This is a genomic window from Sphingomonas liriopis, from assembly GCF_024211255.1.
Taxonomy (GTDB): domain Bacteria; phylum Pseudomonadota; class Alphaproteobacteria; order Sphingomonadales; family Sphingomonadaceae; genus Sphingomonas; species Sphingomonas liriopis.
Genome location: NZ_JAMLDY010000007.1, coordinates 1 through 24,182, shown reverse-complemented (window position 1 = coordinate 24,182; position 24,182 = coordinate 1). Strand labels below are relative to the sequence as shown.

Annotated in this window: 15 protein-coding genes and 1 pseudogene; 9 read left to right on the top strand and 7 right to left on the bottom strand. The window is 68.1% G+C overall.

Annotation, left to right across the window (positions count from 1 at the left end):
• Window positions 1–503: 503 nt before the first annotated feature.
• Window positions 504–669, top strand: a pseudogene (locus M9979_RS17405) (DDE-type integrase/transposase/recombinase); the annotation flags it as partial.
• A gap of 226 nt (window positions 670–895) precedes the next feature.
• Here M9979_RS17405 and M9979_RS07075 read toward each other — a convergent pair.
• Window positions 896–2,386: a family 43 glycosylhydrolase gene (locus M9979_RS07075; protein WP_254288637.1), complete on the bottom strand. Its 1,491-nt coding sequence runs from the start codon at window positions 2,384–2,386 to the stop codon at window positions 896–898.
• Window positions 2,383–4,824 (bottom strand): glycoside hydrolase family 2 TIM barrel-domain containing protein, encoded by a 2,442-nt coding sequence (locus M9979_RS07070; RefSeq protein WP_254288636.1) that lies wholly within the window; start codon window positions 4,822–4,824, stop codon window positions 2,383–2,385. Before M9979_RS07070 ends, M9979_RS07075 begins: the two co-directional genes overlap by 4 nt.
• Before the next feature lie 262 nt (window positions 4,825–5,086).
• Between M9979_RS07070 and M9979_RS07065 the strand changes: the two genes are divergently transcribed.
• Window positions 5,087–6,352 (top strand): oligogalacturonate lyase family protein, encoded by a 1,266-nt coding sequence (locus M9979_RS07065; RefSeq protein ID WP_254288635.1) that lies wholly within the window; start codon window positions 5,087–5,089, stop codon window positions 6,350–6,352.
• 57 nt (window positions 6,353–6,409) lie between these two features.
• On the opposite strand, the gene M9979_RS07060 is transcribed toward M9979_RS07065, so the two are convergent.
• Both M9979_RS07060 and M9979_RS07055 read right to left on the bottom strand, forming a co-directional pair.
• Entirely contained in the window at window positions 6,410–6,970 is a 561-nt protein-coding gene (locus tag M9979_RS07060; RefSeq protein ID WP_254288777.1) for a DUF1993 domain-containing protein, read from the bottom strand.
• A 59-nt stretch (window positions 6,971–7,029) separates the two neighbouring features.
• On the bottom strand, window positions 7,030–7,911 hold the full coding sequence (locus M9979_RS07055; protein ID WP_254288634.1) for an aldo/keto reductase family oxidoreductase: 882 nt from the start codon (window positions 7,909–7,911) through the stop codon (window positions 7,030–7,032).
• An 89-nt stretch (window positions 7,912–8,000) separates the two neighbouring features.
• On the opposite strand from M9979_RS07055, the gene M9979_RS07050 reads away from it, so the two are divergent.
• From M9979_RS07050 to M9979_RS07015, 7 genes are all read left to right on the top strand, one after another.
• Window positions 8,001–8,906 (top strand): LysR family transcriptional regulator, encoded by a 906-nt coding sequence (locus tag M9979_RS07050; RefSeq protein ID WP_254288776.1) that lies wholly within the window; start codon window positions 8,001–8,003, stop codon window positions 8,904–8,906.
• A 71-nt stretch (window positions 8,907–8,977) separates the two neighbouring features.
• The gene (locus M9979_RS07045) at window positions 8,978–10,294 is read left to right on the top strand and encodes a dicarboxylate/amino acid:cation symporter (protein ID WP_254288633.1); all 1,317 of its coding nucleotides are present in this window, start codon (window positions 8,978–8,980) and stop codon (window positions 10,292–10,294) included.
• Window positions 10,295–10,452: 158 nt separating this feature from the next.
• Complete coding sequence (locus tag M9979_RS07040) at window positions 10,453–12,978, top strand: M1 family metallopeptidase (protein ID WP_254288632.1); 2,526 nt, start codon at window positions 10,453–10,455, stop codon at window positions 12,976–12,978.
• Window positions 12,975–13,478: a DUF6702 family protein gene (locus M9979_RS07035; RefSeq protein WP_254288631.1), complete on the top strand. Its 504-nt coding sequence runs from the start codon at window positions 12,975–12,977 to the stop codon at window positions 13,476–13,478. The genes M9979_RS07040 and M9979_RS07035 overlap by 4 nt, the downstream gene beginning before the upstream one ends.
• A complete protein-coding gene (locus tag M9979_RS07030) occupies window positions 13,475–14,290 on the top strand; it encodes a DUF4198 domain-containing protein (protein ID WP_254288630.1) in 816 nt (271 codons plus the stop codon). Before M9979_RS07035 ends, M9979_RS07030 begins: the two co-directional genes overlap by 4 nt.
• Window positions 14,291–14,585: 295 nt before the next feature.
• Window positions 14,586–17,201 carry a GAF domain-containing protein gene (locus tag M9979_RS07025; protein WP_254288629.1) on the top strand — a complete coding sequence of 872 codons (2,616 nt, stop codon included), beginning with the start codon at window positions 14,586–14,588 and terminating at the stop codon, window positions 17,199–17,201.
• A gap of 325 nt (window positions 17,202–17,526) precedes the next feature.
• Entirely contained in the window at window positions 17,527–18,378 is an 852-nt protein-coding gene (locus M9979_RS07015; RefSeq protein WP_254288628.1) for an alpha/beta hydrolase, read from the top strand.
• A 25-nt stretch (window positions 18,379–18,403) separates the two neighbouring features.
• Here M9979_RS07015 and M9979_RS07010 read toward each other — a convergent pair whose 3' ends face one another.
• Genes M9979_RS07010 through M9979_RS07000 form a run of 3 tightly spaced genes read right to left on the bottom strand, consistent with a single transcriptional unit; the run spans window position 18,404 to window position 24,012 of the window.
• Complete coding sequence (locus M9979_RS07010) at window positions 18,404–20,467, bottom strand: M3 family metallopeptidase (protein WP_422921695.1); 2,064 nt, start codon at window positions 20,465–20,467, stop codon at window positions 18,404–18,406.
• Window positions 20,468–20,523: 56 nt separating this feature from the next.
• Entirely contained in the window at window positions 20,524–22,500 is a 1,977-nt protein-coding gene (locus tag M9979_RS07005) for a PAS domain-containing hybrid sensor histidine kinase/response regulator (protein WP_254288626.1), read from the bottom strand.
• Window positions 22,501–24,012, bottom strand: coding sequence for an ATPase domain-containing protein (locus M9979_RS07000; protein WP_277998453.1), 1,512 nt, complete (start codon window positions 24,010–24,012; stop codon window positions 22,501–22,503).
• Window positions 24,013–24,182: the final 170 nt, after the last annotated feature.

The window sequence follows — 24,182 nt, the reverse complement described above, 5'->3', positions numbered from 1 at the left end:
CGATATTTTCGACGCGATCGACGTGGATGATGAGGCGCCCCGTGGTTTCTCCCTTGCCAGTTCGGAAAGTCCGTCAGCGCCGACAGGCAAAGACAACACCCGCGCGATGACGAGCGTCGTCGAGAATTCCGGCCTGTCGCTGGCGCGTTACGAATATGACGATCTCGGTCGGCGCAAGCGGCGCGTGCTGGGCAACGGGACGAGCACGGCCTATGACTACGATCCGGCGTCACGGCTCTCCGCACTGACGCTGAACGGCGGTGGCCAGGCGAACAGCACGAGCTTCGCCTGGAATCCGGCGGGGCAGATCGCGAGCCGGACGATCTCTAACGATGCCTATGCGTTCACCGGTCATTACACGATCGATCGAGGCTACGCGGTGAACGGCCTGAACCAGTATGCCGCTTCGGGCGACGTCGTGCCGACCTATGACGCGCGCGGCGACCTGACGAGCGCGGCGGGTGGGTCATGGCTCTACAACAGCAAGAACCAGTTGTCGGGGGCTGTTCGCCGGCGACATCCGCCGTCAGCGGGGCAGCCGCATGCGGGGCTTTCGCCACTGGCGCTGGCGCCCGGACGAGATGTACATGAGGCTGAAACGGCGAGATGGTTTACCTGTGGCGGGCATTCGGTCACGAGGGTGAGGTGCTGGAGAGCTATGTTACCAAGGGGTGGACCTGCCCGATGCCCCGGCGCCCGTCGTCGCCGATGAAGATACCATGGGCGTTCAGGTGCTTGACGATCGCCTCGACGCCCATCCGGCTGTGGTCGGCCTCGGCGCCGAGCGCGAGGCCTGAAATGACGTAAATGCCGGTGTGACACCGGCGACATGTCATGCATGTATCAGAACGGATCTGTCTCGTGCTGGTTCGCGAAGTATCGTTGAATATCGTCATCATGGGTCGGTTCCGACCAGCTGAAAATCATCGACGACAAGCGCCTGCCTGTCAGTGCTCTCGACATAAGCGCCGATCTGCAGGTGCTGGTTCGTAACTTCGATCGAAGGCAGCGTGATCTCGGTCCAGCGATCGGCCTGCATAAGGTCACGAGCGATGGTCGCGCCGCCGTAGCCGGTTGCGAAAAGGCGCGCCACGGCCTGTCCGCCGGTGCTTTTGACCCACGCGCGCAGGGCATAGCGGCCATTGGGAAGCGTGATCGTCTGCACGGCGCTGCCCATCGCGGCCGCGGTGGGGGCCAGCGTCAGCGCCCATCGTCCGGTTCGGCCTCCCAACGTGTTGACGATGGGTGCGGCACCCTTGAGGTTCGTCCAGCTCGTTACCCAGCCGGCGACGCCGGTCTGGGGAACCCGATCCGCCTCGAAGCTCGGGTTGAGCACGTAGTTGTTCGCCGCCCCGACCGTCCAGCGTCCCCGCCGTGTATCGAGGTCGATCGCGCTGAGCGAGCGGAAGTGCGGCACATCGCCCTCGAAGCTCAGCGGCACCCAGACATTGTAGCCGATGCCGTTGCCGGCAAAGTCGCTCCAGCGATCGCCCGCATACAGGATCGTCGTCGCCTCCGTCCCCTGCACCGGAATAAAGAAGCCGTTTTGCGAGACGTGGGAAAAGTCCGCCTCCGTCCCCTGCAGCGACCGCTCCGGGCCGTACGGCCCGGTGATCGCCCTGGCGGTCATGTAATAGCTGCGCGAGGCGTTCCAGCCGTGCAGCTCGGACGAGCAGAAATAGTACAGGCCCCCGTGCTTGAACATCGCATTGCCTTCGCGACCGCCGCCGGGCACATCGTAGACCCTGGTCGCGGGCCCGACGTGGAGATAGTCGGGGCCGTCGAGCGGCGCGACATACAGGCTCCGGCGATCGCCCGAGCCGCTGAAGATCAGATACGGGTTGCCGTCGTCGTCGACGAACACCGTCTGGTCGCCCGGTGTCCGCGTCGCGACGCCGTCGACGACCGCCTGATGCCGGGCGAAGACGAAGGGGCCTGCCGGCGTATCGCTGGTCGCGAAGACGATGCCGGGCCCGGTCTCCTTGCCGGCATATTGGCTGACCAGCACGTATTTGCGGGTGCGCGCGTTGTAGACCACGCCCAGGCGGCCCATCCACGCGTCGCGCGCGAACCGCTGCCCGGCGGCGCCGACGGTGATCGCATTGCCTTCGAACCGCCAGTCGACGAGATTCTCCGACGAATAGACCGTCACCGCACTGAAGTGCGGGTTCGCCGCATGGACCGCCGGCTGGCGGGCATAGGCGACCGCCTCCTCGTATTTCGCGCCGTACCAGTAATAGCGGCGCCCGACCTTTAGCATGCCGCCGCCCTGCGAATAGATCGGCGTGCCCGACGTGTCCTTCCAGAAGACGTCGTTGTGGATCGTCTGCGCGGGCGCGCCCTGGCTCGACAGCGCGACGAGCATCGCAATCGCCGCGCGCTTCATCGGGTCGCCGTCAGCTGGATGCTGTCGCCCGCGACGCCGTCGGCGGTCGCGGTGACGCGGAAGCGCCCCGATCCGGCGCCGCGCACCAAGGCGACGGCATGGCCGCCCAGCACCGCGCGCTCGGGCGACGCGAACGGCGTATGATCGACCGACGAACCATTGTCGGTGGCGACCAGCGTCCCCGCCCCGTCGACCGCGAAGCGCAGGCGGCGACCGTCCTCCGGTACCGTCGTGCCTGTGGCATCGACGACGCGGGCGCGGACGTAGGTCAAATCGTCGAACGACGAGCCGACTGACGACCGATCCGGCTCGAGTACGATGCGGGCGGGCTTGCCCGCGGTGCGCAATATGTCGGTCACGGTGCCGACGCCCGGGTCACGGCAGGTGGCACGCACCTCACCCGGCGCATAGCGCACCGACCAGCGCCGCGGCGAGGCGTCCTGATGAAGCGGCTGGACGCCCAGCGAGCGGCCGTTGAGGAACGCCTCGACCTGCCGGCAGTTGCTGTACACCTCGATCGTCTCGTCGTGCGGCGCGGCGTTCGCGGGCGTCCAGTCGTCGAACAGCGCGACCTTCGGCTTCGGCGTCGCGACCGCGATCATCGTCGGCAGCGCCGGCTGGTTCGGGCCGCCGGCGCCATCGGTGGCGGGGCCGGCCGCCGCCGGATCGGCATTGCGCACGACATGGACGACCGGGCGGGCAGACCACCAGCTCTCGCGCTCCATGCCGCTGATCTTCTGCCGACCGGTGCGGTCGAGCAGCCCCGCCGGGTTCTGGACATTGGGCCAGCCCGAGCGGTTCGCCTCGCCGAGATAATCGACGCCGGTCCACAGGAACATGCCCGAAAACGGCGCATAGTCGCGCACCGGCAGCCAGTTGACGCGGTTGTGCGCATTCTCCGTACCCACGATGCTGCGTTTCGGATTCTGGCGGCTCGCGGCGATCAGCTCGTTCTCGCGGTAATTCTGCCCTACGACGTCGAGCATGTCGGCGAGGCCGTTGTCGTAATCCTTGGTGACGTTCGGGCGGAACAGCGCCATCGTCACGGGGCGCGACGGATCGGCGGCGTGGACGATGTCGAGGATGCTGCGCAGCGCCGCCTTGGCCTGCACCGGATAGGCGGTGTCGTGGATCTCGTTGCCGGCGCTCCACAGCACGATGCTCGGGTGGTTGCGGTCGCGCCGGACCATGTCGAGCGTGTCGCGCTGGTGCCAGTCGCCGAAGAACAGGTGATAGTCCTCGGGCGTCTTGGCGACGTTCCACTGGTCGAACAGTTCGTCCATCACGAGCAGGCCGAGCTCGTCCGCCAGATCGAGGAATTCGGGGCTGGGGACGTTGTGCGCGGTGCGGATCGCGTTGACGCCTTGCGCCTTCAGCGTCGACAATCGCTGCCGCCAGACGTCGAGCGGCACCGCCGCGCCGACCGCGCCGCCGTCGTGATGGAGCGCGACGCCCTTCAGCTTGAAGTTGCGCCCGTTGAGCCAGAAGCCGGTGGCGGGATCGAACCGCGCGTCGCGGATGCCGAAGCGGACGGTGTCGTCGTCCAGCGTCGTGCCGTCGGCACCGAGAATGCGGATCGTCGCGCGATACTGCACGGGATCTTTTATGTCCCAGCGGCGGGGGTGCGGCACGGCGATCTCGCCCTGCACGGTCACCGTCCGATCCGCCGCGACGGTCGCGGCCGGCAGCATCGTCCGCGCGACCTCGCGTCCATCGGGACCGGTCAGCACGACCTCGACCTTCACATCGTTTGCCGCGACGCCGGCGTTGTGGACATCGGTCGCGATCGCCAGCGTCGCACCGCTGGCATCGAGCCTGGCGGTACGGACATAGGCGCCGCCCTGCGGGATGTGCACGTCGCCCGTCTCGATCAGGCGGACACGGCGGTAGATGCCCGCACCCGTATACCAGCGCGACGATGGCGCGGCGGAGGTATCGGCGCGCACCGCCATCACGGTGCGCCCGTCCGCATCGAGGTGCCGCGTGATATCGAAGCGCTGACTGACGTAGCCCATCGGCCGGTAGCCGACGTGGTGACCGTTCACCCAGACGCCGCTGCGCTCCATGATGCCATCGAATTCGACGAAATAGCGCCGGCCGGGGCGCGGCGTCAGGTCGAGCGTCCTGCGATACCAGGCGACGCCGCTCGGCAGGAAGCCGTTCTCGCCCGCGGCCTTGGCGTTCGCATCGAACGGGCCGGCGATCGCCCAGTCGTGCGGCACCGACACCGTCCGCCATGCCTTGTCGTCGAGCGTCGCCGCCTCGGCATCCTTCGGGTCGGCCTGGATGAACCGCCACCCGTCCGCCAGCGCGGTAACGGCCCGCGGCGCCGCCCGTGCCGCGATCGCCGGACACAGGCACAGCGCCGCCATGGCGACCGCGCCGTGCATGCGCAGACGGCGCCCGATGCGCGCGGATCGATCATCGGTACGATGCATCAAAGCCCCTTTCGACAGGCCCACGACCCCGAAGGAAAATCGGGGCGGACACCGTCCGCCTCAAGGATTCTCCGGGGAGGGAGATCTGGAGCGCGAGAAAAACGCGTGACCTTTCATCATCATCCCCTCTTCGTCCCTCGGCGGGTCGCATGTCGCCTTTGGCTGACGGATGCACATTGCCGCTTGCCAAACGCGGTGACAAGCGAAATATTGTAACTGAATTCCATATTATGAAATAGCAGATACTGCCGGAGAGTGACCGATGCCGCTTGCGACCTGGACGATGGCGATCGCCGCCGCAGCGACATTCGGCATGCCGCCGGCGTCATGGACCGACCCCGCGACGGGCCATCGCATCGTCCGTATCGATGCGATGCCGGGCAATTACGCGCTGTATTTCAACTACAATCCCTTCACGCCGCAGGGCGACCTGATGATCTATATGACCCCGGAGGGGATCCGGGTGGCCGACCTCAAGACATGGCGAACCCGGCTGGTGCTGCGCACGAGGGTCGACCGGCTGCTGTTCGCCGGACCCAAGAGCCGCAGCGCCTATTACACGACCAAGGATGCGTCGGTGGACGACGGTGGTCCTTTCCAGGTGTGGCGCGTCGATCTCGACACCGGCCGGACGCGCAAGGTCGCCGACCTGCCCGGCGGGCGGATCGAGGCGATCAACGCCGACGAGACGCTGCTGGCGGGCGAGCGCGAACTGGAGCCGCCGCCGCCGGCGATCGCCGCACAGGGCCGGCGCGATCCCACGACGGGTGCTCCCACCTATTCCGGCACCGGGCCGGACGGGCGGCCGTTATCGTTCGGCGCCGCCAAGGCGCAGTGGATGGCGGCGCGGCTGGCGGCGCACGTCCCCATGGAGCTTTACGCGGTCACGATCGGCACCGGTACGAAGCGGACGATCCATCGCGCCACCGACTGGCTGAACCACGTTCAGTTCTCGCCGACCGATCCCGCATTGCTGATGTTCTGCCACGAAGGGCCGTGGGATCAGGTCGACCGGATCTGGACGGTCAGGACCGACGGCAGCGCGCTGACCAGGGTGCATCAGCGCACGATGGCGGGCGAGATCGCGGGCCACGAATTCTGGAGCAGCGACGGGCGGACGATCTGGTACGACCTCCAGACCCCCGCGCGCCGCGTCGGCTGGCTGGCGAGCTACGACGTCGTCAGCGGCGCGCGCACCCGCTATCTGGTCGCCCCCGATCAGGCCTCGTTCCACTTCACCCAGTCGCCTGATCGCCGTACCTTCGCGGGCGACGGCAGCGCGGCGGGCAAGTGGATCAGCGTCTTCACGCCCCGCAGCGTCGCGACGCCGCAGCCCGGCCTCATCACGCCCGGCGTCCTCGACACGCACCGTCTCGCCAGTCTCGCCCGGCACGACTACACGCTGGAACCCAACGAGCATTTCACGCCCGATGGCCACTGGATCGTCTATCGCACGAACCTGGAGGGTGCGCCCGCGATCTACGCGGTGTCGACGGACCCGGTTCAGGCTCGCCCGGCGACGCCATAATCGGGCGCGCGAAATCCGGTGACGTTCTCCGTGATGATCGGTCGAGCGGCGGCCTCGTCAGGACATGGCGGGTTGACGAAAATAGGCGATCATGTGCGAGACGTAATCGGCCTTTCCCAGTTCGATGCCTTGCGCGCGAATGATCGAATATGCCGTCACCACGTGGAAGTAGAATTGAGGCAGCGCCCAGTCGCGCGCATATTGCTCCGCCGTCAGGTCCAGGATCATGCCGTTTGGCAGCGCGTGCGCGATCGGTGCGGTTGGTTCGATCGCGATGCCCTGCGCCGCCGCGGCTTCCACCACCGCGATCGTTTCGGCGATCCGCGCCTGTGCCTCCGCGATGGTACCGGGGCGCTCGCCGGCGTTTCGGCCTTCGTCGAGCAGGATCTGCAGCGAGGGGGGGAAATCCTGTTGCAGCAGTCGGAACACGCCCTCCTGCGCCTGCCGGCATGCAAACCGGACCTGCGTCGCGAGGGGGAACATGTCCGGCGCGAGCCGGGCGATCAGCAACGCTTCCGCCTCCCCGGCCGGCTGCTGCGCCTCGGCCTTCGCGAGCCATTTCGATAACGCTCCCAGCATCTGCACGTAGGAGGGGACGAGAAGGTCTGGAAGCGTCATGGAAGGGGGGCTCGCTGCACGGATCAAAGGCGCAGTCCAAGCCGGCCGGAGCCAGAGCGTCAAGCGCCCTGTTCGCCGATCCCGTCCAGCGCTGCCATCGTCTCGCTCGAAAGCTGCAACGCCGCAACTGCGAGATTCTCGCGAAGGTGGGCGACCGACGAGGTGCCGGGGATCAGCAGGATATTGGGCGACCGCTGCAGCAGCCAGGCCAGTGCCACCTGCATCGGCGTCACGCGCAAGCGCGCGGCGACGTCGGACAGGGTCTGCGACTGGAGAGGATCGAAACCGCCCAGCGGAAAGAAGGGCACGTATGCGATGCCGTCGGCCGCCAGCGCGTCGATCAATGCATCGTCGCGGCGGTGGGCGAGATTATAGTGGTTCTGGACGCAGACGATCTCGACGATGCCGCGAGCCTGCTCGACCTGCCCAGGGGTCGCGTTGCTCAGCCCGATATGCCGGATCAACCCCTGCTCCCGAAGTTTGGCGAGCGCGGTCAGCTGCGGCTCCACCGGGCCGTCCGCCGGTCCATGGTCGTCACCCCCGCCCATCAGACGCATGTTGACGACGTCCAGCACGTCGAGGCCGAGGTTCCTCAGATTGTCGTGAACCGCAGCCGTCAACGCCGCCGCGTCCTGCGCCGAGTTCCAGGATCCATCATCGCCGCGCACCGCGCCGACCTTCGTCACGATCGTCAACCCGTCGGGGTAGGGGTGGAGCGCCTCGCGGATGATCTGGTTGGTGACGTGCGGGCCGTAGAAGTCGCTGGTATCGATATGGTCGATCCCGTTCGCCACCGCCTCGCGTAGAACGGCCAGCGCCGCGCTGCGGTCGCGCGGCGGGCCGAACACGCCCGGGCCGGCCAGCTGCATCGCGCCATAGCCCAGCCGGCTCACCTCGCGGTCACCCAGCCGGAAGCGGCCTGCCTGATCGATCGTCTGCATGTCGTTCTCCTCTTGGCCTGCCAGATAGGCGATGGTGACACGCGCGATAATCCGGCATGATCCGCACGGGCTGTACGGAAAACCGCACGATGGACGCCGACCTTGGAGACCTGACCGCCTTCCTCGCCGTGGCGAAGGCGCGTGGCTTTCGCGAGGCGGCCCGGACGAGCGGCACGAGCGCCTCGACGCTGAGCGAAGCCGTGCGGCGTCTGGAAACGCGGCTCGGCATACGGCTCCTCCACCGTACGACCCGCAGCGTGACGCCGACCGCGGCCGGCGCCGGCTTGATCCAACGGCTGACACCCGCGCTTGGCGAAGTCGATGCGGCACTGGATGCGGCCGGTGGCTTGCGGGACGGTTCGGCGGGGGTGCTTCGTCTGAACGTACCGGTCAGCGCCGCACGGCTGGTGCTCCCCGCGATCGTGCCGGGCTTTCTCGCCGCCCACCCCGGGATCCGGCTGGAGATCGTGGCGGAGGACAGCTTCGTCGATGTGCTGGCCGCCGGGTGCGACGCCGGCATCCGCTATGACGAGCGGCTGGAGCAGGACATGGTCGCCGTTCCGATCGGTCCGCGCGTCCAGCGCATGGCGACCGCCGGCGCGCCGGTCTATCTCGATCTTCATGGTCGTCCGGATCACCCACGGGACCTTCTCGACCACGCCTGTGTGCTCGGGCGTTTCGCGAGCGGTGCCCTGACGAGCCCATGGGAGTTCGAGCGTGCCGGCGAGATCATCCGGATCGAGCCGCGCGGACAGCTGATCGTGCAGGTCGGCGGTGCGACCGATCTGGCCGTCGATGCCGCGATCGCGGGAGTGGGGATCATCTTTCTGTTCGAGGATTGGCTGCGACCTCATCTCGAGAGCGGCGAACTGGAGCCGGTGCTGATGGATTGGTGGCAGCCGTTCTCCGGTCCCTTCCTCTATTATTCCGATCGCCGGCTGGTGCCGCCCCCGCTTCGCGCGTTCATCGATTTCATCAAGACGATGACCGCTTGAGCGGTCTTCGTTCCGGAGCATTATCCATATCGAGCGCTGGAGCATGCGCGACCCCAAGCGTTGGAGATGGCATGAGCGACACCGACACCGAAACCGAAACGCCGGCCCCATCGCGGTTTCCGCTTCATCTCCAGATGCTCGCGGGTTTCGCCATCGGCCTGTCCGCCGGTCTGGTCGTCAATCTGACGGCGGGCGACGCGGCATGGGTGAAGGCGATCACCACCTATGTCACCGGGCCGGCGGGGCAGGTGTTCCTGCGCCTGCTGTTTATGCTGGTCATTCCGCTGCTGTTCTCGGCGCTGGTCACCGGCGTTGCGGAGATGGGCGATCTCGCCTCGCTGAAGCGGGTGGGGCTGCGGACGCTCGCGTTCACGCTCGCGCTGTCGACGATCTCGGTGGTGGTCGCGCTGGTGCTGGTCAACGTGATCCGGCCGGGCGGCGGTGTCGATCCGGCGCTCGCCCGATCGATGCTGGCGCAGGCGGGCAGCGGCGCCGGCGCGATCGTCGGATCGGGCCGGGAACAGCCGGGCGGTGTCGAGGCGGTGCTCGGCATCATCCCGTCCAACGCGATCAAGGCGGCGGCGGACGACGACATCCTCGCGCTGATGGTCTTCGCGCTGGCGATCGGCATCGGGCTGGTGCTGGTCCGTACCGACAAGACGCAGGCGTTCCAGAACGCGGTCGAGGGGTTGCTGGAGGTCGCGATGGCGCTGATCGGCCTCGTCATCCGGCTCGCCCCGATCGCCGTCGCCTGTTTCATGTTCAACCTCGCCGCGCTGTTCGGCTTCGACATCCTCGTCAGGCTGAGCTGGTACGTCGCGACGGTGCTGGCGGCGATCCTGTTCCAGCTGGTGATCGTCTACGGCGCCGGGGTGTGGTTCGCGGCCGGGATGGGGCCGCGGACGTTCTTCGGCGGCGTGCGCGAGGCGATGGTGATGGCCTTTTCCACCGCGAGTTCGAACGCGACGCTGCCCACGTCGCTGCGCATCGCCGAGACCGATCTCGGGCTCCCGCGCAAGATCGCGCGCTTCGTGCTGACGATCGGCGCCACCGCCAACCAGAACGGCACCGCGATCTTCGAGGGCGTCACGGTGATCTTCCTCGCGCAGTTCTTCGGCGTGGAGCTCTCGCTCGGCCAGCAGGGCACGGTGATGCTCGTGTGCATCCTGGGCGGGATCGGCACCGCCGGCGTGCCCGCGGGTTCGCTGCCGGTGATCGCGCTGATCCTCGGCATGGTGGGCGTGCCGCCGGCCGCGATCGGGATCGTGCTCGGGGTCGACCGTTTCCTCGACATGTGCCGCACCATGCTCAACGTCACGGGCGACCTCGCGATCGCCACCATGGTCAATGGGCGCAGGTCGCCGGCGCCGGACGAGAGATCGGCGTGATCTTTTGGGCCCTTGGCAGGCGGGCGGTGAACGACCGCTTATGGGTCGGCATGACCCACCCCAAGGGCGAGATTGCCAAAGCGTGACATACTCTTTCATAGTACCGATACGTTGCGCAGCTGTGCGGCGGCACGGTCGAGCCCTGCGGAGACAAAAGAATGACGACGGGCACGACCAGGATGATCGCCGCGGCGCTGCTTATGTCCGGGGCATCGTCGGTGTCCGCGCAGTCGGACCCGGTGCGCCAGACCAAGGCGCCGTTCCGTGATGCCTTCCGCCAGCTCGAGGGCGAGGCGTGGCCGACCCCGACCGATTATCGCACCGCCAGCGGCGCGCCGGGCTCGCGTTATTGGCAGCAGAAAGTCGATTACCGGATGCAGGTGCGCCTCGACGAGGTGGCAAAAACGGTCAGCGGTCGCGCCACGATTACCTACAAGAACAATTCGCCCGATCGGCTGCCGTACCTATGGCTGTTGCTCGACCAGAATGTGTTCCGCCGTGACAGCATCGCCGAGCGCACGCAGGGTGCAGGGCGGGCGGACGAAATCTCGCTCAGCGCGTTGACGCGGGTTCAGCGCTACAAATCGTGGGATGGCGGCTTCACGTTAGGCGCCGTGCGTGACGCGAGCGGGCGCGCGCTCCCGCACACCACGGTCGATACGCTGCTACGCGTCGACCTGCCCGGCGGATTGGCACCGGGCGCGTCGACCAGCTTCACCATCGACTGGTCGTATCCGATGATCGAATCGAAGGTGATCGGCGGCCGCGACGGATACGAATGTTTCACCAAGCCGGGCGAGGACGGCAACTGCATCTTCCTGGGCGCCCAATGGTTCCCGCGGCTGGCCCGCTACACCGACTATGAAGGCTGGCACAACAAGGCGTTCCTGGGCGCCGGCGAGTTCACGCTGGAGTTCGGCGACTACGATGTCTCGGTCACGGTTCCGGACGATCACGTCGTCGCCGCGACGGGCGAACTGACCAACGCCGCATCGGTGCTGAGCGCGGCCCAGCGCGCGCGGCTGGCTGAGGCGCGTACCGCCAGCGACCCGGTCTACGTCGTGACCCCGGCGGAAGCTCTCTCGGCGGAGCGCGGCAGGCCGTCGGGCGAGAAGACGTGGAGCTTCCACGCCGACAACGTGCGCGATTTCGCCTGGGCGTCGAGCCGCAAGTTCGTGTGGGACGCGATGGGCGTGCGCCAAGACGATGCCGCGCAGCCGCTCGTCATGGCGATGAGCTTCTTCCCCAAGGAAGCGCGGCCGCTGTGGGATGCGTGGTCGACCAAGGCGATCGCGCACACGATCCAGGTCTATTCGAGCTTCAGCTTCCCCTATCCGTATCCGAAGGCGCAGTCGATCAACGGGCCCGTCGGGGGCATGGAATATCCGATGATGACCTTCAACGGGCCGCGCCCGACGAAGGACAGGAAGACCGGCGACCTGACCTATACCGAGCGTACCAAGGCAGGGCTGATCGGCGTCGTCATTCACGAGATCGGTCACAGCTACTTCCCGATGATCGTCAACAGCGACGAGCGCCAGTGGACGTGGATGGACGAGGGGCTGAACACCTTCCTGCAGTTCCAGGCCGAGAAGCGCTGGGCGAAGGACTTCCCGAGCCGGCGGGGCGAGCCCAAGGACATCGTCGAGTATATGGTCAGCCAGAACCAGGTGCCGATCATGACCCAGTCGGACAGCCTGTTGCAGTTCGGCGCCAACGGCTATGCCAAGCCCGCCACCGCGCTCACCATCCTGCGCGAGACGGTGCTGGGGCGCGACCTGTTCGACAAGGCGTTCCGCGACTATGCCACGCGCTGGCGGTTCAAGGGGCCGACGCCGTTCGACTTCTTCCGGACGATGGAGGAATCGAGCGGGGTCGATCTCGACTGGTTCTGGCGCGGCTGGTTCTATTCGACCGATCACGTCGACATCGCGCTTGACGGCGTGACCGCGGGCAAGGTCGAACCGGCCGATCCCGATACGCTTGCCGCTCGCCGCCGCTCGGCAGAGGGCGCCGAGCCGCCAAGCCTCACCGCGTCGCGCAACACCGGCGCGACGGTGGTCGAGCGCGATCCCAGCGTGCGCGACTATTACGACGCGACCGACCGCCTCGCACCCACGGCCAGGGCGCGCGCGAAAGCGACCGATACGCGCAAGGAACTGACGGCCGACGAGCGCGCGGCGCGCGACTTCGACGAGACCTTCTACCGCTTCAGCTTCCGCAATGTCGGCGGTTTGGTGATGCCGGTCATCATGAAGCTCGACTTCACCGACGGATCGACCGAGACGGTGCGCATCCCGGCCGAGATCTGGCGACAGAACAGCGAGCGGGTGGCCTGGTCCTTCACGACACCCAAGACGCTGAGGAAAGCGGAGGTGGACCCGCTATGGGAGACCGCCGACGCCGACCGCGGCAACAACATCTACGAAGGATCGGGATATCCGCGCACGATGAAGGTGACGACGCCCGACAGTGCGTCAGGCGACGACCGCATCCGCGACGACAATCTGAAGGTGCTGCCCGACAGCCTGCAGACCTATCCGGCGACGAGGAAGGATGATGCGCCGACGGCTCCCGCCGGCGGCGTCACCCCGCCGCCCGCCAACGCTCCGGCTGCACCGAAGGCAGAGCCCGCACCGGCCGCGCCGCCGCCGGCCGACGCGCCGCGCGGCAATCGTCCGTGAGGATCGCCGCACTGACCGCCGCGCTGACCGTCGCGCTGCTGTCGCTCGCGGCTCCCGCGGCGGCGCATCGTGGCCACTCGACGCTGAGCGTGATCGAGGTCGACGCGGCCACCGGCGCGGTGACGGTCACGCACGATATGGCCGCGCACGATGCCGAGCCGGCGTTGGTCTTCATCGCTCCCAACGCGCAGCCCAGCCTGGACGACGCCGACGCGCTGGCCGCCCTGACGGTCTATATCGGCCGGCGCTTCCGGCTGAGCGATGCGACCGGCGCGGCGATCGCGTTGACGCTGGCGGCGACCGAGCTCGACGGCGACGACGTGCGGCTGACGTACCGCGGCCGGATGCCGGCGGCAGCGCGCGCGATCACGGTCGACTCGACGATCTTCGCTGATATCCACCCGGACCAGGAAAATCAGGTCAACGTCCGTCGATCGAAGGTGACGCGAACCGCGCTGTTTCGGCCCGGCAGCGAGCCGCAGACGATCGCGCTGCAGTGAGGGCGTTCGTCGCTGCGGCGCTGGCGCTGGCGCTGACCGGCAGCGCGGCTGCCCACGAATTCTGGATCCAGCCTGGGCGTTTCCGACTGTCGCCCGGTGAGACCACATCGCTGGCGGTGCTGGTCGGACACGGCGCCGAGCGCGAACGCTGGCGTATGCGGCTGCGACGGATCGTCCGCTTCGCCAGCATCGGGCCCGACGGCGCGGAAACCGATCGCCGCGCCACGCTCGACGAGGCGCCCGGCGCCCCCGACGCCGCGCTCCGCTTCGAGGGGCAGGGCTTGCACGTGCTGGTGATGGAAACCAACGACGCGCTGAGCAGTCTGCCCGCGGACAAGTTCGCCGCCTATCTGGCAGAGGAAGGACTGACCTCCGCGATCGCGGATCGCCGGCGCGAGGGGAAAGAGGGGGAGGCCGGCCGCGAACGCTACAGCCGCCGCGCCAAGGCGCTGGTCCAGGTCGGTCGGGTCGGACCCGGGACCATCCGCGCGACCCGCCCCCTCGGCCTGACGCTCGAGATCACGCCGGAGGTCGACCCATACCGCCGGAGCGCCGACACGGCGTTCCCGTTGCGGGTCACGTATCGCGGCCGGCCCCTCGCGGGCGCCCGCGTGACGATGACCGATCTCGCCGCCGATGCCCGTCCTGCGACGACGCGCGTCACCGACCAGCGCGGCCGCGCCGTCTTCCCGCTACGCCGCACCGGCGATTGGCTGTTCGGAACGATATGGACCCGGCGCGTGCAAAACGACCCCGACGCCGACTACGAAACCGTATTCTCCAGCCTCAGCCTGGGCTTCCCTTCGCGGTGAGCGTGACGGCGCAAATGAACGAGAGACCGAAGTCGAGCGGCGGAAGGCGCGATTTGAACGTTGACAAGGGGACCCTGTTGGCCGTCGACCCACGCCAGCTACGTCCTTTCGGCAAGACGGACGAGCGGTCGACGGACACGCGGACGCCCCGGATCGAAGGTGTGCGGCCGAAGCGTCGTGCAGTATCCTCGGCCATGGGGATCAGGCGAGCGGCATCGGCGACCTGACGGTCGTTTCTCCTCGATCAGCGGGCAGGGTGAATGACGCGGCCCCAATCCCTTGCTAAGCGATAGCGATGGGAGACGATCCGCCTGCAGACAATGCCTATGCCGCAGACGTTTCGGCGATCGGTCACCTCGACGTGGTGCCGACGCTGCTCGACACGGTCTGCCGGATCACGGGCATGGGCTTCGCCGCGATCGCCCGTGTGACTGATGACAAATGGGTTGCTTGCAGCGTCAGGGACAACATCGATTTCGGTCTTCTGCCGGGTGGCGAACTGAAGCTGGAAACGACGATTTGCCACGAGATCAGGCAGCATCGGCAAGCGGTGGTCATCTCGGACGTCGATGCGGATCCCGCCTATGCGGCGCACCACACGCCCGCGCTCTATGGCCTGAAGAGCTACATCTCGGTTCCGATCGTTCTGCCCGAAGGCCGCTTCTTCGGTACGTTGTGCGCGATCGACCCGCGTCCGCACGACCTCGGCAGGCGCGACATCCTTCCGACGTTCGAGATGTTCGCGCGGCTGATCGCGCTGCAACTGGATCAGGTCGAGAAGGCGTCGGTCATGCACGATGCCGGCGAAGCCATGCGCAACAGCGAGGCGCTGCATCGGCAGATCCTCGACAGCGCGACGGACTTCGCGATCATCGCGACCGACCTCGATGGCCGGGTCACCCGGTGGAACGCGGGGGCCGAGAACATCCTCGGTTGGACGGAACGCGACATGATGGGAGAACCGGTCGACCGGTTCTTCACGCCGGAGGACCGCGCAGCCGGGCGACCGCTGGCGGAGATGCGGCTGGCGCTGGAACGGGGCCATGGCAACGACGAGCGCTGGCACCTGCGGGCGGACGGCACGCGGTTCTGGGCGCAAGGCGAGATGACGCCGCTCAGGCGGTTCGACGACGAGGTCGTCGGGTTCGTGAAGGTCCTGCGCGACCGGACGGCGGAGCGGCTGCGCGAGCAGCGGCTCGATCTGTTGGCCAGGGCCTCCGCGGGCCTGCTGTCGTCGGATGATCCCGACCGGGTGCTTCAGGACATCCTGTCATCGGGCGCCGACACGCTCGGCTACGACCAGAGCTACAGCTACCTGCTCAACAACGACTGCACGCGCATGCGTCTGCTACAGTCAACGGGGGTGGAGGAGGAGGTCAGGGAATGGCTGGCCGATGCGTGCCCGGCGGACGTGCCGCTGTGTGGCCTCGTGGCGGAAAGCCGGACGCCGCTGATCCTCGACCATGTCCAGCAATCGACCGATCCACGAACGCAGATCAGCCGGCGTCACGGCACGCGGGCCTATGCGGGTTTCCCCGTCCAGTCCGAAGACAAGCTCTACGGCGTGATCTCGTTCGTCTCGACGGTCCATGACCGTTTCGAAAGCGAAGCGCTCTCCTTCTTCGAAAGCTTTGCGCGCTTCCTCTCGATCGGCCGCGAGCGGCTCGACCGCGAGGCCGCCCTGAGCGATCTGGCCATGACGCTGGAGCGTCGCGTCGAGGAGCGCACCCGCGACCTGGTCGCCTCCGAAGAGGCGCTGCGCCACTCGCAGCGCATGGATGCGATCGGCCAGCTCACCGGCGGGGTCGCGCACGATTTCAACAATCTGCTGACCGTGATCCGGGGTTCGGTCGATCTGCTGCGCCGGTCCGACCTGCCGGAAGAACGACGCGCGCGCTACATCGCGGCGATCGGCGATACGGCGGATCGCGCAACCAGGCTGACCAGCCAGCTGCTGGCATTTTCGAGGCGGCAGACGCTTCATCCGACGACCTTCGACGTCGCCGAACGGCTGCGCGGCGTCGCCGACATGTTGAATTCGGTGACCGGTGCCCGGGTGACCGTCACCCTCGAGATACCGGATGAGGTCTGCATCGTCCGGGCCGACGTCAGCCAGTTCGAGACGGCGTTCGTCAACATGGCCGTCAACGCGAGGGACGCGATGGCGGGGGAGGGCGCGCTCCGCATCGGGCTGGCCTGCGCCGTCGACAAGCCGCACATCCGCGGCCATGCGGCCGTGGACGGCCCGTTCGTGGCCATTTCGCTTGCCGACACCGGGACCGGGATCGCATCCGGGAACATCGCACGAATATTCGAGCCGTTCTTCACGACCAAGGAAGTGGGCAAGGGCACCGGCCTGGGGCTCAGCCAGGTGTTCGGCTTTGCCAAACAGTCGGGTGGCGATGTGGATGTCGAAAGTACGCCGGGCGTCGGCACGCGCTTCGTCCTCTATTTACCCGAGGCCGATGGGGACACCCGCGTGGAAGCGGTCGTGCCGATCGCAGAACGCGTGCACCCTACGCGCGGGCTGTCGATCCTGGTCGTGGAGGACAATGAGGAGGTCGGCCGCTTCGCCAGCGAGGCACTGGACGACATGGGCTATCGCACCACGCTGGTCCCCAGTGCCGAGGATGCGCTCGACGCCCTCGGTGCGGCGATCGGCAGCTTCGATGCCGTCTTCTCGGACGTCGTGATGCCGGGCATGGGCGGTCTGGAACTCGCCAAGCGGCTTCGCCAGACATGGCCGCACATGCCGGTGGTGCTGGCCAGCGGTTACAGCCACGTCCTGGCGCAGGAGGGCGCACATGGCTTCCTCCTGCTGCAAAAGCCGTATTCCGCGGACCAGCTCGCGCAAGCCATCGACAAATTGGTCATCCCGGATCGGTCGCCGCCATCTGCACCGGCCGAGTAACTGCCGGTCGCCGATCCAATATTGGGGCCGTCACCACCGACGATCTACGCAGCTATGGCGCTACCATGAACGAACTGGGCTGCCGCGATCGTCAGGAGATCGGCCGCCGCGTGAACAACCGGTGGAAAACAGCCACCTGCCGTTCCGACGGCGGGAGCGGGGGATGCAGCGTTTTCGATGAATGAAGACGCCACACAAGGTCGTTTCCGTCCACGCCACTTCATGGACCGGCAGGCCTGCGGGAGACCGACAGCGCCTGTGACAGTCCGGTTTTATGAATGCCCATGGATTGGCGTCTGCGGCGGAGACGCGGTAGGGGAAGGGCATGTCCATTACCCTCGACGCAGACACCGCCTGGCCGCTGTGGGACGACGAACCGATCGACGGCGCGTTTACGGTCGAGGATCCGGGCGCCGCTGTGGATGCGATGGTCGTCACCGGCGTCGTGCGGCCGTGGCTGTTCGGCTATGCGCCGGCGCGATCGAACGGACGGGCGATGCTGGTGCTCGGCGGGGGTGGCTATACCGCGCTGATGGTGGGGCGCGAGGGTGTGGCGGTGGCGCGCTGGCTGACCGCGCTCGGTTATCATGCCTATGTGCTGGTCCACCGGTTCCCCGATGCGCGGCACGGCGTGACGGTGGCGCTGGACGATGCGATCGAGGCGATGCGGGTGATCCGGGGCGGCGGTGCGTTCGCCGCCGGGGTGGGCGTCGTCGGGCTGTCGTCGGGCGGGCATCTCGCCGCCTGCCTGCTCGCCGATTATCCGGCCGAATGGATGTCGCCCGCCGCGCCGTCGCCCGGCGGCGATGCGCGGCCGGATGTCGCGGTCGTCGGCTATGCGCCGATCTCGACCAATGCCCACGGGCGAACGTTGGTCCCCACCAAGCCGCCGCTGCTGCCCGCCGAGAAACAGGCGATGTACGACCGGTTGCAACCCGACGCGCAGCTTGCCGCGGCGCCACCGCCGGTGTTCATCGTCTACGCCGGCAACGATCCCGTCGTTCCCGTCGCCAACGCCTATCGGCTCGACGCCGCGCTCACCGCCGCGGGCGGTATGACCGAATTGCATATCTTCGCCGACGCGCCGCACGGCTTCGCGCTCGATACGCGCGATCAGCCGGTGTCGCTGTGGCCCGAGCTATGCGCGGCATGGCTGCGCCAGATCGGGTTCGGCTGACCGCCGAGCGGCGGACGGGAGGACCCTAGCCGTTCACGGCGGTGTCGAGCAGGCCATGGCGGGCGAGCATCGCGGCGGGATCGGCATCGCGGCCGCGGAAGGCGCGGAAGCTGTCCGCCGCGGGTCGCGTCGCGCCGCGCGCCAGCACCTCGCGGCGGAAGCGGTCGCCGGTCGCACGATCGACCAGCCCCGCCTCGGCGAAGGCGCGGAAGCCGTCGGCGGCGAGCAGCTCCGCCCACAGATAGCCGTAATAGCCCGAGGCATAGCCGCCGGCGAAGATATGGCCGAACGCATGCGGGAAGCGGTGCCAGGCGGGCGGGCGGATCACCGCGACCTCGTCGCGTACCGCCTCGATCACCTCGATCGGGTCCGATCCCATCGTGCCGAGGTGGAGCAGCAGGTCGAACATAGCGAATTCGACCTGACGGACGATGAACAGCCCCGACTGGAAACGCCGCGCCGCCAGCATGCGCTCGAACAGGTCGGCGGGCAGCGGTTCGCCGGTCTCGTGATGCCCCGACATGCCGGTCAGCACGTCGCGGTCCCAGGCGAAATCCTCCATCAGCTGGCTCGGCAGCTCGATCGCGTCCCATTCGAACCCGTTGGTGCCGGCGATGCTGGGCCGGTCGACCGTGGTAAATAGATGGTGGAGGCAATGCCCCGTTTCATGCAGCAACGTCGTCACGTCGTTGTGGCTGAGCAGCGACGGAGCATCGCCGCCGGTCGGCGCGAAGTTGCAGACCAGATAGGCGACCGGCATGCGGATCGTGTTGCCGTCGCGCAGCCGCGGCCGCGCTTGCGCCATCCACGCCCCGCCGCGCTTGCCGGGGCGGGCGTGGAGGTCGAGGTAGAGGCCGGCGAACACCGCGCCATCGGCATCGGCGACGTCGAAATAGCGCGCGTCGGGATGCCACAGCGCGACGTCGTCGCGGGGGATCAAGCGGATGCCGAACAGCCGCTCCATCAGCACCTGCCACCCCGCCATGACGCGCTCGACCGGGAAATAGGCGCGCACCGCCTGTTCGTCGACCGCATAGCGCGCCTGTCGCAGCCGGTTGCCGACGAAGCCGACGTCCCACGGCTGGAGATCGTCGAGCCCCAGTTCCTGCGCGGCGAACGTGCGCATCGCGTCGAGATCAGCCTCCGCCGCCGGTTTTGCGCGACGGGCGAGATCGCGCAGGAAGGCGAGCACCTCGCCGGCGTTGGGCGCCATCTTGGTCGACAGCGACCAGGCGACGGGATCGGCGAAGCCGAGCAGGTGCGCCGCCTCGTGCCGCAGCGCGAGAATGCGCGCGATCCGCGCCGAATTGTCGAAGGCGCCCGCGTTCGGCCCCTGATCCGACGCGCGCGTCGCGAAGGCACGATAGACGCGCGCACGCAGGTCGCGGTCTTCCGCGAAGGTCAGGATCGCGGCGACGCTGGGCTGTTGCAGCGTGACGCGCCAACCCGCCTCGTCATTCGCGGCGGCGGCGGCGCGGAACATCGCCTTGTCGGTCTCGGCGATCCCCGCCAGCAGCGCCTCGTCGGTGATCGTCTCGCCCCAGGCATCGGTCGCGTCGAGCACCGCGCTGCCGAATTGCGTCGACAGGTCGGACAGCTCGATCGACACCACCTTGAACCGTTCGCGCTGCTCGGCGTCCAGCGCCACGCCCGACAGCGTGAAGTCGCGGATCGCCTGTTCCACCGCGATCCGGTCGGCGTCGGACAGAGCGGCGAAGTCGGGCGAGGCGGCGAGCGCGACGAACACCTCGTACAGGTCGCGGTTCTGTTCGACCTGCATATTGTGCTCGACCAGCCGTGCCTGCGCCTCGGCATGGACAGCGCGTAGCTCGGGCGTGTCGGCGACCGCGTGCAGGTGCGACACCGCCGACCACAATGCCATCAGCGCGGTGTTCGCGCGCTCGTAGGGCAGCCATGCATCAACGAAGGTGCCGGGCCGTTCGGCGGTCAGCGTCGCGATCACCGCCTCATGCTCGGCGATCGCCCGGTCGAGCGCCGGCAGGATCGCGTCGGGCACGATGTCCGGGAACGGCGGCAGCGCCAGCGGATCGAGCAGGCGGGTAGCGACGTCGGGGGCGGTCATCGTCATTCATCCTTCGGTATCGGGGGCGGCGACGTCGGCTTCCGTCGCGGCGATGGCAAGCGTCAGCCGACCACGCGCAGCCCCGGTGGTGGCGACGACGCGGCGCGCAGCAGTTCGTCGACCTTGCTCGCCAGATCGACCTGGCGGAACGGTTTGGCCAGCCGCGCGATGTCGGCCGGCACGTCCTCGCCCGCCGCAGCATAGCCGGTGACGAGCAGGGTCGGGATGCGATGCCCCGCGGCGCGCAATTCCTGGATCAGCTGTCCGCCGGTCATCGCGGGCATCAGATAGTCGCTGACCAGGATATCCACCTCGATCCCCGACCGGATTGCGGCGAGCACCTGCGACGCGGAGCCCATCTCGACCACGGTATAGCCGATGTCGCGCAGCATCTCGGCGGTCGCGGAGCGGACGAGATCCTCGTCGTCGACCAGCAGCACGGTCGCGGTGTGGCGCGCAGCGACCGGTTCGGCGTGGCGTTCATCGAGGCTGGCGGCGGGCTCGTCGGTGGCGGGCAGCCAGAGTTCGACCGTCGTGCCTTCGCCCGGTTCGCTCGCCAGCTTGAGCGTGCCGCCCGATTGCGCGGCGAGCCCGTGCACCATCGACAGGCCCAGCCCGGTGCCCTTGCCGACGCCCTTGGTCGAGAAGAACGGCTCGGTCGCGCGTGCCAGCGTCGCCCGGTCCATGCCGACGCCGGTGTCGGAGGCGAGCAGGCGGACGTAGCTGCCCGGCTTCAGCCCCAGCCGGTTGCGCTGTTCGACGACGACGTCCGCGACCGACAGCGTCAGCGTGCCGCCGCCCGGCATCGCGTCGCGCGCGTTGATCGACAGGTTGAGCAGCGCGAGTTCGAGCTGGTTGGGATCGACCCGCGCCGACGACAGATGCCGCGGCACCTCCAGCGTCACGGTGATCGAGGGGCCGAGCGAGCGGCGGATCAGGTCGACGATGCCGTCGATCAGCGCGCCGACGTCCACCGCGCGCGGTTGTAGTGCCTGCCGCCGTGCGAACGACAGCAGCCGCTGCGTCAGCGTCGCCGCGCGTTCCGCCGCCTGCAGCGCGCCACCGACCATCCGCTGCGTTCGCTCGTCGTCCTTGTGGCGACGGCGGACGAGGTCGAGGCTGCCGACGATCGGGGTCAGCAGATTGTTGAAATCGTGCGCGACCCCGCCGGTCAGCTGGCCGATCGCGTCCATCTTCTGCGCCTGCGCCAGCTGCGCGTCTGCGTCCTTGCGGTCAGTGACGTCGGAGACGACGCCGGTCATCCGTATCGGGGTCCCTTGCGCATCGTAGCGCACGCGCCCCTTGGCGACGATCCAGCGGTGGCTTCCGTTAGCGGAGACGATGCCGCATTCGATGTCGAGCACGCCGGTGTCCATCGCGCGTTCGAACGCGGCGGCGACCGCGTCGCGCTGCGCCGGGTCGACATGCTTCAGGAAGGTGCCGACGTCCCAGTCGGGCAGCGCCTCGGTATAGCCGAAGATCTCGTCATGGCGCAGCGTCCGCCATGCCTCGCCGGTGACGAGGTCGATGTCCCAGCTGCCCATGCCGGCGGCGTCGAGCGCGATCTCCAGACTGTCGCGCGCCGCCTCCAGCTCGCGCGTGCGGTCGGCGACCGCGCGCTCCAGCGTATCGGCGGCGTCGCGCACCTCATATTGGCGTGCGCGCGCCTTCAGCGCGGAGCGGACGGCGCCCAGCATCGCCTCGGCGTGGAGCGGGCGTTCGAGCAGTACGACGTTGCCGAGCTCGCCGAGCCGCTGGGTGGCGAGCAGCGTCCGCGGTGCGCGCGCGCCGTTCGCCAGCACGACGAAGGGGATGTCCGCCCACGCGGGCTGCTGCGCGACCCAGTCGGTCAGTGGGCCGATGTCGCCGACCAGCGATTCCTCGGTCAGCAGCACCGTGCCGGCGCCGCCGCGCAGCTGTTCGAGCAGCGCCGCCTGATCCGCGCAGACGTGCGCCGCGATGCCGTGGCGGGTCAGCAGCTCGGCGGCGATCGCCGCATCGCGACCGCGCGGCGCCAGGATCAGGACGCGATCGGGCATCTAGGCGTGGGCGTCCAGCGGGTCCATGTGGTTGGTCATCAGCGTATTTCCCTCGCCCGAGAAGGTCGGCACCCCGGTCAGCACGCCCTGGAACTGGCGGAGCGGTTCGCCGACCTGCAGCCCGTTGCCGCCGATCTGGAACTCGCGGATCGTCCGTTCGTGCCGTGCGGTGCGCGTCTTGATGACCGAAATCGCCTGGCGCACCTCGCCATGCGCCTCGAAATAACGCAGCTGGACGACGGTATCGGACAGATAGCTGAGGTCGACGTCGGAACGGATGTCGCCCATCACGCCGTGCAGGCCGAGGATCAGCAGGCTGACGACGCCGCGCTGCCCCAGATAGGTCAGCAGCTCGTGCATCTGAAGCACGAGGAACTGTTCGTTGGGCATCGATTGCAGATAGGCGTTGAGGCTGTCGATCGTCACGAAGCTTGCGCCATGTTCCTCGACCGCGGCGCGGATCGCGCCGGCGAATTCGCCGGGCGACATTTCGGCGGGATCGATCGCGCGCAGGTCGAGCTGGCCCGAATCGATGTAGGGTTGCAGGTCCATGCCGAGCGTCGCGCTGCGCGCGAGCAGCGTCGGCAACCGTTCGTCGAACAGGAAATAGGCGGCCTTCTCGCCACGCTCGAGCGCGGCGACCATGCATTGCACCGTCGCGGTCGTCTTGCCGACGCCGGCAGGGCCGGTCAGCAGGGTCGCGGTGCCGGGCGCCAGGCCGCCGCCGAGCAGCGCGTCGAGCTCCTCCGACCCGGTGGAGACCACATCGCCCGCCTCGCGCGTGGCGTGATCCGACGCGACGAGGCGCGGATAGACGCACAGGCCGCCGCGTTCGATCTCGAAATCGTGATAGCCGCCGCGGTAGCGCACGCCGCGCATCTTGACGACGTGCAGCCGGCGCCGCTGCGCCCCGAAGCCCGACAGCGTCTGTTCGAGCGAGACGACGCCGTGCGCGATGCTGTGCAGCTGCAGGTCGCCGCCGCTGCTGCTCTTGTCGTCGAGGAACAGCACGGTGCATTGCCGGGTTGAGAAGAAATGCTTGAGCGCCAGGATCTGCCGGCGATAGCGGATCGGGCTCTGCGCCAGCAAGCGCAGCTCGGACAGGCTGTCGAGCACGACGCGGTGCGGGCGCAGCTCGTCGACCTTCGCCATCACGTCGCGGATCGTCTCGCCCAGTTCGACCTCGCTGGGATGGAGCAACGTCTGTTCGTGATCCTCGCCCAGGCCGTCGGCGGGGACCATCTCGAACAGGTGCAGCGCGTCGAGCGTCCAGTCGTGCGTCGCGGCGACCGCGCGCAGCTCGACCTCGGTTTCCGCCAGCGTGATGTACAGCCCCGTCTCGCCGACCGCGGCGCCGGCGAGCAGGAAACCGAGGCCCAGCGTCGTCTTGCCAGTGCCGGGCGTGCCCTCGACCAGATACATGCGGTGCGGCGTCAGGCCGCCGTTCAGGACGTCGTCGAGCCCGACGATTCCCGTTAGCGCCGGAGAAAGCGGTGCATCCGATGCCAACAAGCTGTTTTCCTTCGATGATCGTGCGTGCGTCCCGTCCGCCTTATGACGCGCCCGAAGCGTCTTGTCGCGGCCTAAGAGGCTGTCTGGAAACGCGCCACGGCGCGTTTGGCGGTGCCGGCCCGCTCCCCCACCCGGCCGCCCATCAAGGATACTCTGTGGGCGGCCGGGTG